We start from the raw sequence: 16786 nt of genomic DNA on the forward strand, positions 1-16786 counted from the left end.
CTTGTGACTGAAATGCACCCCTTAGAATAAACATTGGAAAACCCTGGGTCCGAGGTCTTTCTATGAGGTGCATTTTTGCTCAGTTTCTGCAACTGATAAGATCTCAATGTTAAAAAGACAAATTTCCACTTGGAAAATTTGGTTTTCATAGGTGATATCCCATATTCCGCCGATTTCTTCTACCGCATTCTTTACGCTTTTTAGACCGATACCATGAAAATGCTTGTCTCGTTTTGTTGTGGCTAATTCTCCGAAATGATTCGTACGTATTGAATGCTGATATGGATTCTGTATTCTGATAAATAAAGTACCCTTATGATAATGAAGTTGGAATTTAATATAAGGCTGAGTCACACCTGGATGCCTGCATGCTTCTATCGCATTATCAAGGGTGTTCCCTAGAATAATGCTAAATGCATAAGCATCTAGGTCAAGCTGAGGTGGAATCTTAATATCCGTTTGAAAGGAGATACCCAGCTTTTTGGCAAATTGCGACTTGTAATTAATGATAGAGTCGATTAGGATGGAGCCGGTATTACTTTCACCTGAAGAGAGTTCTATTACTCCAAGAAGCTTATCCACATCATTCAGTCCGGCTTCTTTTTCCCCAGCTTGTAATTGAGACCTCAGGCCGAGCAAGATATTCCTGAAATCATGTTGAAACGTAAAGACTTCTTGCTGCCTTTCTTTCGTGAGCAGATACTGGTTCATATAGTAGGTGTTCTGCTGTTCCAACAAGTAGTTTTTATTCTGTGCCGATTGTATGGTTAATACACGATCACACAAAAGAATGATCAGGAAGTTGATCAATAGCATTCCTCCGGACAAAGTCGGATACAACGCCGGATATTCCCGCAATGACAGCTCGCCCGATAATTTTGCAATACTGAGAATGCTGATAAACGGAAAGCAGAACAGCCCGATCCAATACCAACTGCTTAGACTGCCCTCGCCAAAAGCTTTGGTAAAACGAAGCGTGATCTGTACCAGTATAAACATCAGAATCTTAGACAAAAACAAGGTAAAGATGTATCCGCTTGTCGTATACACAGGTGCAGTAGCTGCATCTGAAAGAATAATCAGTGCGACTATAAATAAAGCAGCACCAATACGCCATTGTATTTTTCCTTTATACAAAAAGGACAAGAGAACGATCCCCACTATATTAAGCCCTAGCATCCATAAGCCGGGGAGTGGGCTGTAATGAAGGAGGAGTACGAAAATATAATAAGCAGTGTATACGGAATAAAGGATTACTTTGGATTCCCAAAGTCGTGGGAAACAATGATCATAGAAATAATGAATGATAAATGGGAGAGCTGCCAGTGTGAGGGCATAGAACAGCTCATCCAGTAGAATATTATTCAAGCAGACTCCCCCTGAATTGCAAATAACTCTTTTTCACTACGGTGCTTTGCTTATCGCTAATCGGAAGTTCTTCCCCACTCGTTAATACAATTTTTTTGCCCTGAATTTGTTTTATGTAATCGAAATTCACAAGATACGATTGATGAATCCGCACAAACTGCTTCGAAGGTAACTTTCCTTCTTCTATAGATAAAGTACTGTAATATTCCGTTTGATCTTCCGTTGTTTGCAAAATGATTTTTCGGCGATCACTTGCCAAGTACATAATATTACGGATTGGAATAAGTAGTTTAGTTCCACTTTGGTGTACAGGCAGTAATTTTGGTTGGTTTTGCTGACGCTTGACCTTTATTTGCTGAATCATAGAGATTAGTTTTTTTTCAAAAGACTCGTTATGTATAGGCTTCTTTATAAAACCGGAAGGTTGAACGTCAAATAGTTGAACATGATACTCTTCGTGGCTCGATACGTAAATCAACCGAACCCTATCATTATCACAATCTCTCCGTAATATATGACCCGCTGTTATTCCGCTTATTCCCTTCATTTCTATATCCATAAAAATAAGATCAAATGGACAACCATGTTGAATGGCTTTCGTGAAACTTTCACCAGAATAGAATATCGATACCTCTATCTTTACAGTCTGCTGAATGGGATGGTTAAGGATCAATCTCTCAATATATTCTGTTGCCTTGAAATCATCATCACAAATAGCAATATGTATCATGTGAAATTCCCCTCCTGTGTTATAAATAATAATACATTATATGGGAGTATAATCAACCTTTATCCTTTTAGGGATCACTTGGAAGCGGCGAAAGTTACATTTATTCCCGTGTTTTTTACCATTGCGATTAGTAATTCTAGTAAACATGCTAATTTAATATCAATTAGTAGCAGACGGTATGGAGGAGTTGAAAAATGAATACAACAATCTTTGAAGCTGAGGGATTAACTAAACAGTACGGCAGTGCAAATGCGCTTCAAAATATAAATATGCAGATTAAACAGGGTGATATCTATGGTTTTGTAGGTGAGAATGGAGCAGGTAAAACCACACTCATGAAAATAATTAGTGGCTTAGTTTACCCTACAAAAGGGACTATCCAATTGATGGGTAAAAGTAGTGAGAAGGACATCGCACGAGTCAGGAAAAAAATGGGGGTTTTAATAGAGCTACCTGCCCTCTATCCCCATATGAATGCTGAAGAGAATTTAAGCTTTTATTGCAAGATTCATGGTATTTCGGATTTTAAGAGAATTAAAGATGTGCTGAATTTAGTGGGACTAACGGATGTTGAAAACAAAAATACAACGGAATATTCTCTGGGCATGCGTCAACGCTTAGGGCTGGCAATTTCCCTTCTCAATGAACCGGAATTTTTAGTGTTGGATGAACCGATTAATGGACTTGATCCTACAGGAATTGTAGAAATGAGAAAATTATTGGCTAAGCTGGCACATGAAAAAGGGGTTACCATCTTGATTTCCAGCCATATCTTGAGTGAGCTCCAATTGTTAGCTACCAAATTCGGGTTTATTCATAAAGGGCAGTTCATTAAGGAAGTCTCTGTGGAAGAACTCTTACAATCAGCCGAAGCGCAAATTTGTATTAAGACCGTTGAAATAGCTGCGGCAATAAACGTGCTTAAGAACGATCTTAATATTCATTCGATCACATTGTCAGAAGCCGGAGAAATATTGGTTCCCAAGGATTTGACAGATCTTGAACAGTTAATGTCAACGTTAATTAGAAATGGAATTCCACTTGAAGGAATTAACCTGTCCACAGCAAATCTTGAGCATTATTATATGGATCTGATAGGAGAATGAGCAATGAGGGATTTTCTGAAAGCTGAGTCTTACTTTATAAGAAGGGATATCATGTTTAAGGGAATTTCTCTTCTGTTCCTTATAGCAAGTCTGGTATTAGCAATCTGGATTGGCGGTAAAGCTGGTTTTGAAATCGGTAATCTCGCGGAACCCTTAACGATTGTGACACCTTTATCTTTATTTTTTTATTTTATTATTCCAGTTTACGTATGTTTTTTTGCAACCGAAGGATTTGAATATGGATCTATCAAAGTTATCCTGGCTTCCGGACAAAGTAGGTTTATCTATATCACGGGGAAATACCTTTCTGTTTTTAAAATTATTATATGGTGGATTTTACAATTTACAGTAGTGTTTTATCTCGCTTATATGATAGCTGCTTTGATAATTGGGACTGACATCGGTAATCGTAATTTTTTTGCTGACTTGATTCAGGTTTCCCGTGTACTGGGATTAAATATCCTTTATTTATCAGCTTATGCTGCTCTAATCATTATGGTAGGTATTCTTATTAAAAGAACGGCTTCAGCGGTGGTTGTAACTTTTCTAATTATATTCGGAGACTTCATGATATCCGGTTATTTCCGTGATGCTTCCTCCGCATTGTTAAGGGGGATTTCAGACCATGCTTTAACGACCCAAGTTATGAAGTTTTCCGGAATCTACGTCGTTAATTCACAACATATAGTCCTAACCGGAGCAAAGAGCTTTATGGAAGTGGTGCTGATTCCTGTGATTATCATAGCTATTAGTTTGTCTGTCACCTATATTTCGTTTGGAAAAAGAGATATACACGCGTAGATAAAGGAGGAATTGAAATGGACAGGGGTAATAGGTCACCAAAAACGATCGTTATTGTAGGTGCGTTGCTAGCTATTGTAGTTTTTGTTGTTCTTTTTGTTGGTATTGAGATGGGATGAGGCTAGTCTCAGTATATGTCGCGGGGAGTTATGTGAAATGAAATACAATGTAGTATGGATCAGCATTAAAGAGTTATTTCATCCTTACCGTAAAAACATTTGGATAATCAGTATTGTTATGTTGGTGACTTCTATAGGAAGCTTTTTGACTCCTTGGTTTACCAAGCAACTTATTGACATTGGTATTCTAGGTTTGGATTTTTATCGAGTTATTCAATACGTAGGACTAATTTTTTTAGTATTCCTTATCCAACAATTACTTGGTATTTTTCAATTCTATTACTACAAGGAAATAAGTGTGAGAATACCATATGACTTGAATAAGAAAGCTTGTAAACATGTGTTATCCGTACGCACGAAATTTTTTAAAGACAGAAATTTCTCAGTTGTGATGTCCGAGCTTTTTCAAGATATCGCCAACATATCGTCTTTGACAGACACGCAATTTTTAACATCTTTCGTTAATCTATTTAAAGTTTTCGCCGGCTTAACAGCATTGTTTTATATTAACTGGAAATTAACTCTAGTTATGCTCGCTACAATTCCAGTCAAAATGCTAATTAGCAGTTTTTTATATAAAAAGCAAGTAAAGGTATATGAAATCATTATGCACTTGCAATCAAATTTCTCAGAATGGTTAGGGGATGCAATTAGTGGCATTGAAGCGATAAAAGTATGGGGGATTACTGGAAAACGACTAGCGAAACTGAAAGTGAATCTGGATGGAAGTAAAAATGCTAAATCCAAGTTAATGCGTTATGGATTTATTGATAGTATATCGGGTTCATTTATGACGACATTGTTTACTTGTGGTCTTTACTTGTACGGTGCTTGGTTAATCCAAAAAGATGAAATCACTATTGGCGGTCTGGTATCTTTCATTTCGTACTCATCATTGGTATTTGAACCAATTACTATCATATCGTATTTGATTACTCAATTATCCAGCGTGAAACCAGCTTTTGAGCGGTTTTTAAAATTTCTAAATACGGATGCTGAAATTGATATACCGGAAGCGAAGGAATTATTAGAATCAATATCTATCAATGATCTGAAATTCGAAAACGTATCCTTGGTTTATGAGAATGAAAAAGCTCTGGATCAAGTGAATTTCACCATTCAAAAAGGTGAGAAAGTAGCGATTATTGGTTTGAATGGCAGTGGCAAATCATCCGTTGTAAATCTGCTGCTAAGATTCTATGAGCCTACTGAAGGCAGCATCAAAATAAACGATAAAGATGTGAAAGAGTATACTTTTGAATCCTATCGCTCAATATGGAGCTTGATGGCTCAAAACAATTATCTTTTCAATGATACTGTGGCGAACAATATCAACATTTCTGAAGAGCTTACACTTACTGAGATATTGGAAAGCTGCAAACAGTCAGGGGCATATTCATTTATCCAAGACCTGCCCGAAAAAATGGACACTCGAATTGGTTACAATGGCGCTAAACTATCGGGTGGACAAAAACAAAAAATAGCACTCGCCCGAACATTAGCACGTAAGGATACAAAAATTCTGCTATTGGATGAAGCAACCTCAAGCTATGACTATTACTCGGAGCAGGTTTTTAACGAGGAATTGTTATCTTCAGATCGTTATATGATGACTATCATTATCACGCATCGACCGGAAGTATTAAAGAGATTAGATAAGATTATTTATTTAAATGGTGGCAAGGTTCTTGGGATAGGAACTTTTGATGAGTTGTATACATCTCAGGAGAGTTTTAGAGATATGATTACTAGTACGCAAAGGGAGGAAACCCCGGATGCCTTTTATTCCTTTTCAAACGAGAGCGAATCTACATTACGTCTATGACATGAATAGAAACAGTATTTATAAAATCAAACAGAATCAGTATGAAGCGTTAAGTCATATTTCTGAAGGCAGTTATGAGGAAGCTGATGTAAATGTGCTTAAAGATTTTCAAAAGAGAGGGCTTTTAGCTGAATCTCCGATTCTACAAATTGAGCATCCGGCAAGTCAAATGTTGGAGTACCAGTTAGAGCGCTGTGTTAACTCAATCACTTTTCAAATGTCTCAAAATTGCAACTTGCGTTGTGGTTACTGTCCTTACTCAAGCAATGAAATTTATAATAATCGTTCACATTCTGCCCTGAATATAACCTGGGATACTCTGCAGCAAGGGATTGATTTCCTTGTAGCCCATTCTAAAGACGTGGACCACTTGCATGTAGCTTTTTATGGTGGGGAGCCTTTGATTGAAAAAAAACTCATCATAGATACTATGAAATATACACAGGAAAAAGTCAGCGGCAAAGAAATTTCCTTTGGTATGACTACTAATGGCACACTTCTGGATGATAGTTTTGCAAGGGAAGTTCGTGATTTTAACATATCCATTATGATTAGCCTAGATGGACCGAAGGATGTTCATAATGAAAATAGGACGTTTGTAAATGGACGTGGTTCCTATGAGATTGTATATCGTAATGTTGTACATATTCGAGATAACTATCCTGATCTATATCAAAAACTGAAGTTCAATACAGTTATTAGTCCAGATGGTAAGTTCGAAGAAATCTTTGATTATTTTAGAGCGGGAGAAGGAGTTAGTGACCTCTCTAAAGTTAACTTTAATACACTATCCATGAACTATACAGAGACGGAATTCGTTTATGGTGAGGCTTATTTTGAAGAACGAAATTACGAAGCTTTGAAGGCATATCTATTGCTGCTAGGAAAAGTAAAAGAAGAGCCTGTGGCCTATCATAAACGTGATATTGAAACCATTTATAGCTACAAAGAGTTTCTTTCGCCAATCAATGAGACCCCAAAAATTGCTCATCCTAGCGGGACTTGTATACCAGGCTTGAAAAAACTTTTTGTAGATGTAAACGGTAACTTTTTTCCTTGTGAGCGTATAGATGAAAATTCTTCACTGATGAAAATGGGGAATCTTCAGGATGGTTTTGATATTAAAAAGGTTCGAGAAATATTGAATGTTGGAGCAGTTACGGAACAACACTGTAAAGAATGCTGGGCCTTTCATTGCTGCTCTATATGCCCCGCTGCAGCGGATAATGGAAAGGATGAACATTATTCAGAAAGCTATAAGCTTAGCAAATGCAACAGGGTTAAAGCGTCGGCATTAGAGAATTTGAAGAACTATACGATGATGAGGGAATTTAAATATCAGTTTAAAAGAGAGGATATTTCACTGTGAAGAAAAAACTGGCGGTTTACCCTTTTCACAAAGGTCTGATGCCTTTATTGCTAACAGAAAGTGAGCTTCAGAATTTCGAGCTGATGTATGCCGTAGTTCCAAAAGGCTGGGAGTCATTCGATGAAGTGGACGACACTAAAAAGGCTTTAATATGTGATGAAGAGAGCTTTTATTTAAATGATCTGATTAACTCTGTTGATGTACTGTTATTATGTAAGCCTCAATTTCAAGTTGATGAATCAGGTTACTGCCGGTTAACTTCTCTTGCAGAAGAGAAGGGAAAGCATATTATGTACGTGGCTGAATTGAAAACTGTATTAAACCAATCAACCATAGAGGGTTGGGAATGTCTGAATCTAGAGCATCCTTCTATATCGAAACAGAAAGCATTAGCGAGTATCGACGTCCCAGTTATTTTAATTATGGGGATGGGGGAAAACTGCGGAAAATGGAATTTGCAGCTTAAACTAAGTGAAAACTTTCGCAATTCGGGATATAAGATGAGTTTGATTTCCAGCAATGCACTATCTAGATTATGGGGATACCATACAATCCCAGACATTATAGACGGCAATGATCTAACGTTTTCAGAACAGGTCGAGAGTATGAATGCCTATATTAAATATATAGAACAAGCTGAGAATCCAGATGTCATTATTATTGGAGTTCCAGGAAGCATTCTTAAGTATAGCACTTCAGTTCCCAATGGATATGGGTATATACCTTTCCTAATCAGTAATGCAGTCACACCAGATATCACAATATTAAGTTTGTATAACGGAAATTACGAAGAATCCCATTTGAAAGAAATGAAGTCCACTTGTTTATATAAATATGGCGTTAATATTGATTACTATCATATTTCTGAGAATGTTTGTTTATATAATCCAGAAGCAAGACAACTAGAATACTATTCTGTAGATTATCGAGACTCAATGGAAAACAATTCCTATTCTCAAGAGGGGATGTATACTTTTAATCTTTCTAATTTTACAAGTCAAGAAGAGGCTTTTAGAAGAATTATAAGTGAGCTACAAAATAATATTCCGATGATTTAAAGGAGGAGAAGGAGTTGTTGCATCTAAACGAACAGGTTATAGAAGAAACAGTCAAAAATTATGTCAAAGAATTCGATAGAACGACCAATCTATTAGGTGTAACTTCTGTTAGAAATATCATTTATATTTTAACAGATCTCGAGAATGAACTAGGATTCCAAATCAATGATTCTTTTGTCCGTGAAATCAAAGACTTAACTGTAGAAAAACTTATTGAAGTTATACCGAAACATCTAAAGTAGTGGCATAGAAATTTCGCTCTATCATTCTCAATGCTGACATAAGAGATGTATTCAAAACAGACCCTATGACAAACTGAAAGGAGGGGACTAAACAATGGAACTGAATAAAAACGCTTCTCAACAAGTAGCTCCTATGGTCTCTACATTTGCAGCTTGCTGGTGTATGTGCCTATGCCTTATTTTTACAGAAAAAAGACATAGTGACCAATTAGATGCTTTGAATGCTGTTAAAAATTAGTGAATTTATGCATCATTAATTGAGATCCTGTTTTTGACGAAGTTTTATTAGAAAATTGGCTGTTTTGGATACATCCTTTATGTCAGCATTTAAACTCTAATATAAAATCTCCGGCAACAATATTGCCAGGAGATTTTTTTGTTCAGGGCTTGTTTTGATTGGGCTGATATCGGAAGAGTACTGAAAGTCACAGAGGATTATTTTAATTATCGATATAATGAAAGCGTTATCTTTTTTATTGCAGTTTACTTAAATTAAAAGGAGATAAGCTATGAGAGTGAGCAAAGTTTCTTTTAACCAGCTTGTGTTTATTTGTTTAGGGATTCAATACATGTTAATGCATTTGTTCTCTGCAGGCGAGGCGATTGTCATCACATCCATAGAGCTTGTTATATACATGATTTTTACCGTTGTTGGCCTTGTAGGATTTTTTATGCGGAGCAGAAAAGTGGATAGTGAGGCTATTTCCGGATTGGTCGCATTATTCTTCAGTGTATTATGGATGGTATCTTTATTTTCGCAATTTAAGAAAGAAAGCTACCCAGATGCTTTAACGGTAATTAATTCGCTTGGCGTAGCTACTGCCTTACTTGTGCTTCTGGCTGAGTTCATCATTATAGCTAAGGCCTAGCGTAAACACAAACAAAAAAAACAAGGCAGGTCTATTTAAGACTTGTCTTGTTTTTTGTGCATCCCCAGAAATGAAAGCTCACCCTGTGCATTCCGCTTAAATTCATACTCTGAATCATGCTTCGTATGATGGAATCCTGTTTCCGAGATTGGATAAAAGGGAGTGACCTCTACATCATTCCAGACAAAATAGTAATCTTGCCCACTACGCTCCACGCTCGCTTTGCAGCCATATCCCTCATAGGTTCCCATATATGAAGCATAAATGCTGTCATCAAGCGGGAAGGCATGTGGAGAGACAGGCACCCTTTCAGGTTCGCCGAATACTAATCCAGCTAGCGATTCTGTTAACTTAGTGACGGGTACGCAATCATAATTAGTCAACATGATGACGCTTGTTTGATCTTCAGGGTATCTATGCAGTTCACTTCGGAAGCCGCGATAGGCACCGCCGTGATACATTCTTTTTCGATCAAAACGTTCGTCCAAGAACCAACCGAATCGATATTTGAGATTACTGGAATGAAAAGCCATCTCTAGGGTGTTATGAGACACTAATTGATCAGAGTACAAGGCTTGATCCCACAGGAAAAGATCGGCAGCCGTCGAATACATCCCGCCAGCGGATAAGATAGAACTCATATCTATGTATTCCCCCTGAGTATACTCTCCCCAAGAAGAATGATAAGGCGAGGCTAATTTCGGAATAATTTGCTGGTTGTTATAAACTCCTGTATTTACCATGCCCAGAGGCTGTAATATAAAAGTAGTGATATAATCTTCAAATGTCATCCCTGTAATCTTCTCAATAATCATCCCCAGCAAATAATAACCTGAGTTGTTATAGGCAAATGAAGTGCCAGGCATAAATGCAGGGGGCTGACTCACAAATAGCTGAAACATCTCCTGTGGAGTCAGCTTTAGCTTATTTAATTTTTGATTATATTCGGGTATGGAAGTGTAGTTGGCTATACCAGAGGTATGTCCCAGCAGGTGAAGGATGGTAATCCCCTCTAGTGCATGCTGCTGAGGGAGATATTTTAGGATTGGATCTTCCAGTCTAAGACGTTTTTGTTCTTTTAGCATCAGGATAGCCATGCCAGTGAATGATTTGGTAAGTGACCAGATCCGGAATTTGGTATCTAAAGTGTTCGGGACCTGATGTTCAAGATTCGCATATCCGTACGCTTTATGTAACTTGATTTCTCCACGCTGAGCTATTAAGACTGTGCCACTTAATGGCCAGCTTTGTTCGTATTTATCTAAATAGTGCTCCAGACGCTGGAATTGTGTATCCACAGGTAACCCCTCCTTAAAGGCATATTCTAACATAATAATAAATTCAGTTGAAGCGGAGAGAAATCGATGAGATATGATTGTTTGATTATTGATGATGAAATTGAACTTGCGGAGACCACCTGCGAATATTTTAATTTGTTTGATGTTCAAACCGCATTTGTTACGAGCGCCGATGCCTGTCGGAGCTTTTTGAGTGAGCATCAGGTGTCGATGTTACTCCTAGATATTAATTTAGGTGGTGAATCCGGCTTCCAGTTATGCAAAGAACTGCGTCAGACGACCGGGATTCCCATCCTGTTTATTAGTGCCCGCTCCAGTGAGGATGATGTATTAATTGCGCTAGATATCGGGGGAGATGATTATATTCATAAGCCGTATACCCTGAGAGTGCTGCTGGCAAAAGTAAAGGCGGTGCTTAAACGGTACAACAACGAAGTTGTAGCCGAGTCCTCCCTTCTTGAATCCGGACCCATACAGATTGATCCCGAACTCAGAAGGGCAAGTCTTAACGGCGTACCCCTCAAGCTGAAAACAATGGAATATAAATTGCTAAAGTTTTTGATCCAGCATAAAAATCGGGTAATCCCTAAAGAGGAGCTATTTGCAGGGGTATGGGGAGATGTTTTTGCGGGAGATGGCACCTTAAATGTACATATCCGTCATCTTCGTGAGAAGATTGAGCAGAATCCTAACGATCCACAGTACATCCGCACCGTATGGGGCATCGGTTATGCTTTTGAGGATAAATAGTGATGACTAAAAAATTGCTACTGGCGCTAATGCTCACTATACTCGCTGCAAGTATAACTCTCTTATTCTTGATATTTAATTTGAAGGTGGAGACCCCAACAGACCGAGTGGCGATCAATACCATTGTTAAGCTTACAGAGCAGCATTGGGATAAGCTTGAGCCGAAACTGTACAATGAAAGTCCCTATGATTTCGCCATTATTGATACCTCTGGTAAATTAAAATATCAGACTGAAAATGCGATTTCCGTTAGCGTTAACGAAGCTATCAATAATCGGGATACCTTAGTCGACGTTGTTGTTCAGGATCAGCTGGTGGGTAAAGTAATTATTAATAATGATTACCGTACGATTTTTATACATATGAAACAACAATTTATACAAGTTTCTGTTGCAATGCTGCTTTTGCTTACAATTCTAGGCATCCTCTATATTGGGTTCCTGAATAGATCCATTCTTCGTCCATTTCGCAAAATGCAGCTATTCGCGAACCATATCGCAAGAGGCGATCTTGAAGTGCCTCTGGAAATGGATCGTAATCATCTATTTGGTGCTTTTACCGAAAGCTTCGATATGATGCGGGAAGAGCTTGCGGCGGCTAGGCACAGTGAATATTTAGCGAATAAGAGTAAGAAGGAGCTGGTTGCTAGTCTCAGTCATGATATTAAGACACCAGTCGCTTCGATGAAGGCGATTACGGAACTGATGTTATTAAGCGCAAGAGATGAGAAGACAAGCAGACAGCTAAATACCTTGTATTCCAAAGCGGATCAGATTGATCGTCTGGTCACAGACATGTTCCATTCCACCTTGGAGGAACTGAATGAACTAAAAGTCAGCTTAACGGAGGAGCATAGTCACCTGCTGACCCAAATTATAAATAATGTGAACTTCTACGAACGGATTTCAGCTGCATCTGTGCCAGACTGCATCATTATGGTGGATCCCTTACGGATACAGCAGGTCATCGATAATGTGGTGAACAATTCCTATAAGTATGCCTTCTCCGGTACACCCATCGATATTACATTCGAGATTAGGGATCATTATCTGGAGATTGATGTTCTGGATTATGGTCCGGGTGTTCCTGAGGAGGAATTGCCTTTAATATTCAATAAATTCTTTCGGGGCAGTCTGGCCGTGAGCCAGAACGGTGCAGGTCTAGGTCTGTACATTTCTCGTTATATGATGCAAAAAATGCAGGGCGACATTGTATGCTCCAATCGGGAGGATGGATTTACTGTAAAGCTGCTGATTCCTTTAGCAGGATAGAATTAAGAATTCGCTAAGGATTGCACAAAGACATGTTAAGAACATTTAACGTACGATTAGGTTGCAATTACGAATGAGTCTGTGATTGCAGCCATTATATTGTGCGTAGAGCTAGGGTTACTATTAGCGTAATTAATGAGCATGAACGTAAATGGAGTGTTCAACATGAACGAAGTGAATAATAAAGTATTGATGCAGACCCATAAGCTTGGAAAAACCTTTTCCCATGGAGGAACTCAGCAGCATGTATTAAAAAATCTAGATCTGACCTTATATCATGGTGATTTCACGATTATCATGGGCAGCTCTGGTTCTGGTAAATCAACACTGCTGTATGCCATTTCGGGAATGGATAAACCAACGCTTGGAGAGGTCTTGTTTGAAGGTCAAGATATTACGGCGATGAGTAATGATCAGCTGGCGATATTCCGGCGGAAGAATTGTGGATTTGTGTTTCAGCAGATCCATCTGCTCGATTCAATGAGTGTGCTCGACAATGTATTATCAAGTGCTTTTCTTGTCCAAAAGGATAGAGCTGGGGCTGTGGAAAAAGCCAAAAAGCTGCTCTTAGATGTAGGCCTGGATGACACCATCTGGGGTAAGTTTCCAGCGCAAATCTCAGGAGGAGAAGCTCAGCGTGCCGGAATTATCCGGGCCCTGATCAACAGTCCAAAAGCGGTCTTTGCGGATGAGCCGACTGGAGCGCTAAATAGCTCAGCAGGAATAGGGGTACTGCGTGTCCTAACCGAGGTAAATAAGCAGGGGCAAAGCATAATTATGGTAACCCATGATCTCAAAACTGCGCTGCGTGGTAATCGGATCTTGTATCTGCAGGATGGAGTAGTCATCGGAGATTTGCGCCTTTCCCCTTATAGCGAAGATAGTGGACCTGAACGGCAGCAGCAATTACAGTCCTTTCTGACCGAATTGGGGTGGTAGGGATGAGAAGCTTAATAGGAAAGCTTGCTTGGTCCAATATTCGTAAAAGAAAAAGTGCAACGATTACGCTCTTCGTATTGATTATGATTGCTGCGCTGCTGCTGAACATTGGCCTCACAGTCAGCTTGAAGCTTAATTCTTTTCAGCAAGAAAAAATATCGAAGCTAAATACACCTGATATCACCGCTTATTTTCCTTTAAATGAGAATGTGAAGAATTATGAATCTCTGGTGGATAGCTATCCTTATACTGAAACATGGGAGAATGAGGCGGCGCTTCTGCTACCTGATGTAAAGATAAACTACGGGGGAAACAATACAGCTATTGCTTTCTTGATTCTTAATAAGGATTCGCAGCGCTCTATGGGACTATTTAATACCACTTCTCGGTTGGAACCTGCGGATCAAAATACAATTTATTTGCCGTATATCTTTCACGGAGGCTCAGGGTATAACCTTGGGGATACGATCTCGTTTGAATACGATAACAACAAATTTACTTATACCATCGGTGGATTTACGGAGGAACCCCTTTTTGGGACATTGACGAATGGGGCTTTGAAAATATTTTTAAACGATGAAGGTTATAAGCAATTAGAGGAACGGCTTGGGAAAGAAGTTCAATTTAATTTTTTATCTGTACAATTAAACGAACGGGAGAAAGAAGTCAAGCTGGAGCAAAAGTTGAGTGAACAGATTTTTGGATCTGGAAACACAAGTTCATTTTTAGTCATGCGAACTGATGTGGGGCTCGAAGGTAACCGCGTTTTTGTGAATATTTTAGCCGCTATTCTGATTGTATTTGCATTGATTATGGTTGTAATCTCGTTGATTGTGATCAGGTTTCAGATCTTCGGGAATATTGAGGATAACCTAACCAACATCGGTGTTTTGAAAGCGAACGGTTATACGTCAAGGCAGATCATATCCTCATTTCTTTTACAGTTCGTCTCAGTATCTATAATGGCCTCCATACCGGGAAGTTTGATCTCTGTTCTAGTCATGCCCTTAGTAGGTAATATGATTTCGTCTTCGGTTGGACTGTTGTGGCCGACAACTTTTGAATTATTAAGTGCTTTGTTGAGTTTGCTTATCGTTACGGTGCTGATTCTCTTAGTTGCCTACCTGTCTAGTAGAAAGATTCGAAGGATTACTCCGATAGCAGCTCTTCAGAGCGGGCTTCTTACCCACAATTTTAAGAAAAATCATTTTCCGCTAGCGAGCACTTCATTGAATTTGCAATTCGCCTTAAGTCTGAAGTCTTTATTTAGACAGACCAAGCAGAATTTTATGATCGTGCTGATCGTTGCAGGGTTGACCTTTTCGAGTATATTTTGCTCCATCCTTAATTTTAACTTTAAAGGGGATACTTCAGCCGTTTTAGATTTAGTGGGTCTAGAACGTACCAATTTGCAACTTGATCTAAAAAAAGCTGATCATGATCCAAAGATATTTGCAGAAGTAGAGGCCATGCCTGAGGTTCAGAAGATCTCCATATTGGAAGGTAGAGTAGCTTCTATAGATGATTCCAGTTTTATGATCCGTGTATCTGATGATTATGCCAAGCTGGAGACGCAGACGGTCTATAAAGGTAGGCAGCCCATTTTTGATAATGAAATTGCGGTATCCGGTGTAATTGCAAAAATGAAAAATAAATCGATTGGGGACGAGATTCCAGTTACGTTTAATGGGGTAACCCAAAATTATTTGGTGACTGGTCTTAGCCAGCAGATTAATCAGTTAGGTATGGTTGCTACTATAACAGAAGATGGAATGAGAAAATTGCAGCCGAATTACTCAGTCCAGTCCATTAATGTGTACTTAAAGGAAGGGGAAGATCCTCAAATCTTCATTCAAAAGCTTGAAGAACGTCTCCCTGGACAATGGAACGTAACGAACATTTTAGACATGTTAGAAAGCACGCTCAGTACATTCACTTCAGCAGTATATTCTATGACAGCAGTCATTACCGCGGTCACAATTATAGTGGTTAGTTTAATTTTGTATTTGGTGATTAAGACGTTGATTATGAAACGTAAGCGGGAATTCGGTATTCTTAAAGGTATCGGATATACGACCTTTAATCTGATGACACAGATTACGTTCAGTCTTTTTCCGGTGATTGTAGTTGGAGTATTATTGGGGAGTTTAGCAGGTTATTTTTTCTCGGATTCGGCGTTTGTATTATTGCTTTCAAGTCTAGGCATTTATAACGTTCAGCTGACGGTTAGTCTGCCTCAAGTGCTTCTACTGTGTGCTGTCATTCTAGTTGTTGCTTATGTGGTATCCATGTTAGTTGCAAGACGGATTCGGAAGGTCAGTGTATATGATTTGATTATGGACTAAGAGCTTGAACAAAAACAACGAGATGGAGGTAGGCCGCATCTGTATTAATAGGTTTCACAGCCACTCCATACTCGTTGTTATTTTTATTACATATTCATTCGTCCGTCATCATAATTGAATTGCCAATCGATGCCGAATTTATCTTTTAGACTACCATAACACGAGCTCCAGAAGGTTTCTTGTAATTCCATACCTACTTTTCCGCCTTCTTTAAGCTTATGGAAATATTTCTTTATGCCATCCAAATCTTTACTAACTACCGAAAGACTAATGTTATTTCCTTCCACAAAAGGCATGCCCGGAAAAACATCAGAGAACATTACATTACTGCCTTCGATATTCAAGCGAGTGTGCATAACTAAATCTTTGGCTTCTTCAGGAAGAGTGAAATTGGGATCAGGTGGTGTTTCGCCAAAGGTCATGATTTGTGGACGTTCAACGCCAAATACCTCCGCGTAAAATTCTGCGGCTTGACGGCAATTCCCGTTGAAATTCAGATAAACATCGATAGACATTTACTTCACTCCTTAAAAGTTTTATTGGCATCGAAAGCATAGTTTAAAGTTAAAATTTAAGATATCTCGCGACTTCCATATTGTATCATTTACCAGTGTATAAACAAATATACTTATAGTCTCATTTGGTATGAACTTTTACATGATTATAAAAAGGAGCCGCTGGAGTGTTATCCAGCGG

16 protein-coding genes are annotated in these 16786 nt (G+C 38.6%); 12 read left to right on the top strand and 4 right to left on the bottom strand.

Features of this window, described 5'->3' with window-relative positions; genetic code table 11:
- Positions 1-60: 60 nt before the first annotated feature.
- Positions 61-1368, bottom strand: a complete 1308-nt coding sequence (locus MKX60_RS14075) for an ATP-binding protein (protein WP_076284637.1) — start codon at positions 1366-1368, stop codon at positions 61-63.
- A complete protein-coding gene (locus MKX60_RS14080; RefSeq protein ID WP_052404359.1) occupies positions 1361-2098 on the bottom strand; it encodes a LytR/AlgR family response regulator transcription factor in 738 nt (245 codons plus the stop codon). The genes MKX60_RS14075 and MKX60_RS14080 overlap by 8 nt, the downstream gene beginning before the upstream one ends.
- Positions 2099-2292: 194 nt before the next feature.
- Between MKX60_RS14080 and MKX60_RS14085 the strand changes: the two genes are divergently transcribed.
- The 8 genes from MKX60_RS14085 to MKX60_RS14120 all read left to right on the top strand — a co-directional run bounded on the left by MKX60_RS14085 (position 2293) and on the right by MKX60_RS14120 (position 9487).
- Positions 2293-3204 carry an ABC transporter ATP-binding protein gene (locus MKX60_RS14085; RefSeq protein ID WP_339266060.1) on the top strand — a complete coding sequence of 304 codons (912 nt, stop codon included), beginning with the start codon at positions 2293-2295 and terminating at the stop codon, positions 3202-3204.
- 3 nt (positions 3205-3207) lie between these two features.
- Positions 3208-4005, top strand: a complete 798-nt coding sequence (locus tag MKX60_RS14090) for an ABC transporter permease (protein ID WP_341060118.1) — start codon at positions 3208-3210, stop codon at positions 4003-4005.
- 156 nt (positions 4006-4161) lie between these two features.
- Positions 4162-5949, top strand: coding sequence for an ABC transporter ATP-binding protein (locus MKX60_RS14095; protein ID WP_341060119.1), 1788 nt, complete (start codon positions 4162-4164; stop codon positions 5947-5949).
- A gap of 94 nt (positions 5950-6043) precedes the next feature.
- The gene (locus tag MKX60_RS14100; RefSeq protein ID WP_341060120.1) at positions 6044-7318 is read left to right on the top strand and encodes a radical SAM/SPASM domain-containing protein; all 1275 of its coding nucleotides are present in this window, start codon (positions 6044-6046) and stop codon (positions 7316-7318) included.
- On the top strand, positions 7315-8376 hold the full coding sequence (locus MKX60_RS14105) for a TIGR04066 family peptide maturation system protein (protein WP_341060121.1): 1062 nt from the start codon (positions 7315-7317) through the stop codon (positions 8374-8376). The genes MKX60_RS14100 and MKX60_RS14105 overlap by 4 nt, the downstream gene beginning before the upstream one ends.
- A 14-nt stretch (positions 8377-8390) precedes the next feature.
- Complete coding sequence (locus MKX60_RS14110) at positions 8391-8618, top strand: hypothetical protein (RefSeq protein ID WP_341052848.1); 228 nt, start codon at positions 8391-8393, stop codon at positions 8616-8618.
- A 94-nt stretch (positions 8619-8712) separates the two neighbouring features.
- On the top strand, positions 8713-8856 hold the full coding sequence (locus MKX60_RS14115) for a hypothetical protein (RefSeq protein WP_156113154.1): 144 nt from the start codon (positions 8713-8715) through the stop codon (positions 8854-8856).
- A gap of 271 nt (positions 8857-9127) precedes the next feature.
- A complete protein-coding gene (locus tag MKX60_RS14120) occupies positions 9128-9487 on the top strand; it encodes a hypothetical protein (RefSeq protein WP_060622809.1) in 360 nt (119 codons plus the stop codon).
- A 35-nt stretch (positions 9488-9522) separates the two neighbouring features.
- On the opposite strand, the gene MKX60_RS14125 is transcribed toward MKX60_RS14120, so the two are convergent.
- The gene (locus MKX60_RS14125; protein WP_341060122.1) at positions 9523-10785 is read right to left on the bottom strand and encodes a serine hydrolase domain-containing protein; all 1263 of its coding nucleotides are present in this window, start codon (positions 10783-10785) and stop codon (positions 9523-9525) included.
- A 66-nt stretch (positions 10786-10851) separates the two neighbouring features.
- Between MKX60_RS14125 and MKX60_RS14130 the strand changes: the two genes are divergently transcribed.
- The 4 genes from MKX60_RS14130 (at position 10852) to MKX60_RS14145 (ending at position 16090) form a co-directional block, all read left to right on the top strand.
- Positions 10852-11535 carry a response regulator transcription factor gene (locus MKX60_RS14130; protein ID WP_042189943.1) on the top strand — a complete coding sequence of 228 codons (684 nt, stop codon included), beginning with the start codon at positions 10852-10854 and terminating at the stop codon, positions 11533-11535.
- Positions 11536-11537: 2 nt separating this feature from the next.
- Positions 11538-12806: a HAMP domain-containing sensor histidine kinase gene (locus tag MKX60_RS14135; RefSeq protein WP_076284644.1), complete on the top strand. Its 1269-nt coding sequence runs from the start codon at positions 11538-11540 to the stop codon at positions 12804-12806.
- Between the two features lie 165 nt (positions 12807-12971).
- Positions 12972-13745, top strand: a complete 774-nt coding sequence (locus MKX60_RS14140) for an ABC transporter ATP-binding protein (protein ID WP_042189939.1) — start codon at positions 12972-12974, stop codon at positions 13743-13745.
- 2 nt (positions 13746-13747) lie between these two features.
- The gene (locus tag MKX60_RS14145) at positions 13748-16090 is read left to right on the top strand and encodes an ABC transporter permease (RefSeq protein WP_341060123.1); all 2343 of its coding nucleotides are present in this window, start codon (positions 13748-13750) and stop codon (positions 16088-16090) included.
- A gap of 86 nt (positions 16091-16176) precedes the next feature.
- Here MKX60_RS14145 and MKX60_RS14150 read toward each other — a convergent pair whose 3' ends face one another.
- On the bottom strand, positions 16177-16605 hold the full coding sequence (locus MKX60_RS14150) for a VOC family protein (RefSeq protein ID WP_042189935.1): 429 nt from the start codon (positions 16603-16605) through the stop codon (positions 16177-16179).
- Positions 16606-16786: the final 181 nt, after the last annotated feature.

Origin of the sequence: Paenibacillus sp. FSL R5-0914, assembly GCF_038004525.1 — a bacterium.
Lineage (GTDB): Bacteria > Bacillota > Bacilli > Paenibacillales > Paenibacillaceae > Paenibacillus_AQ.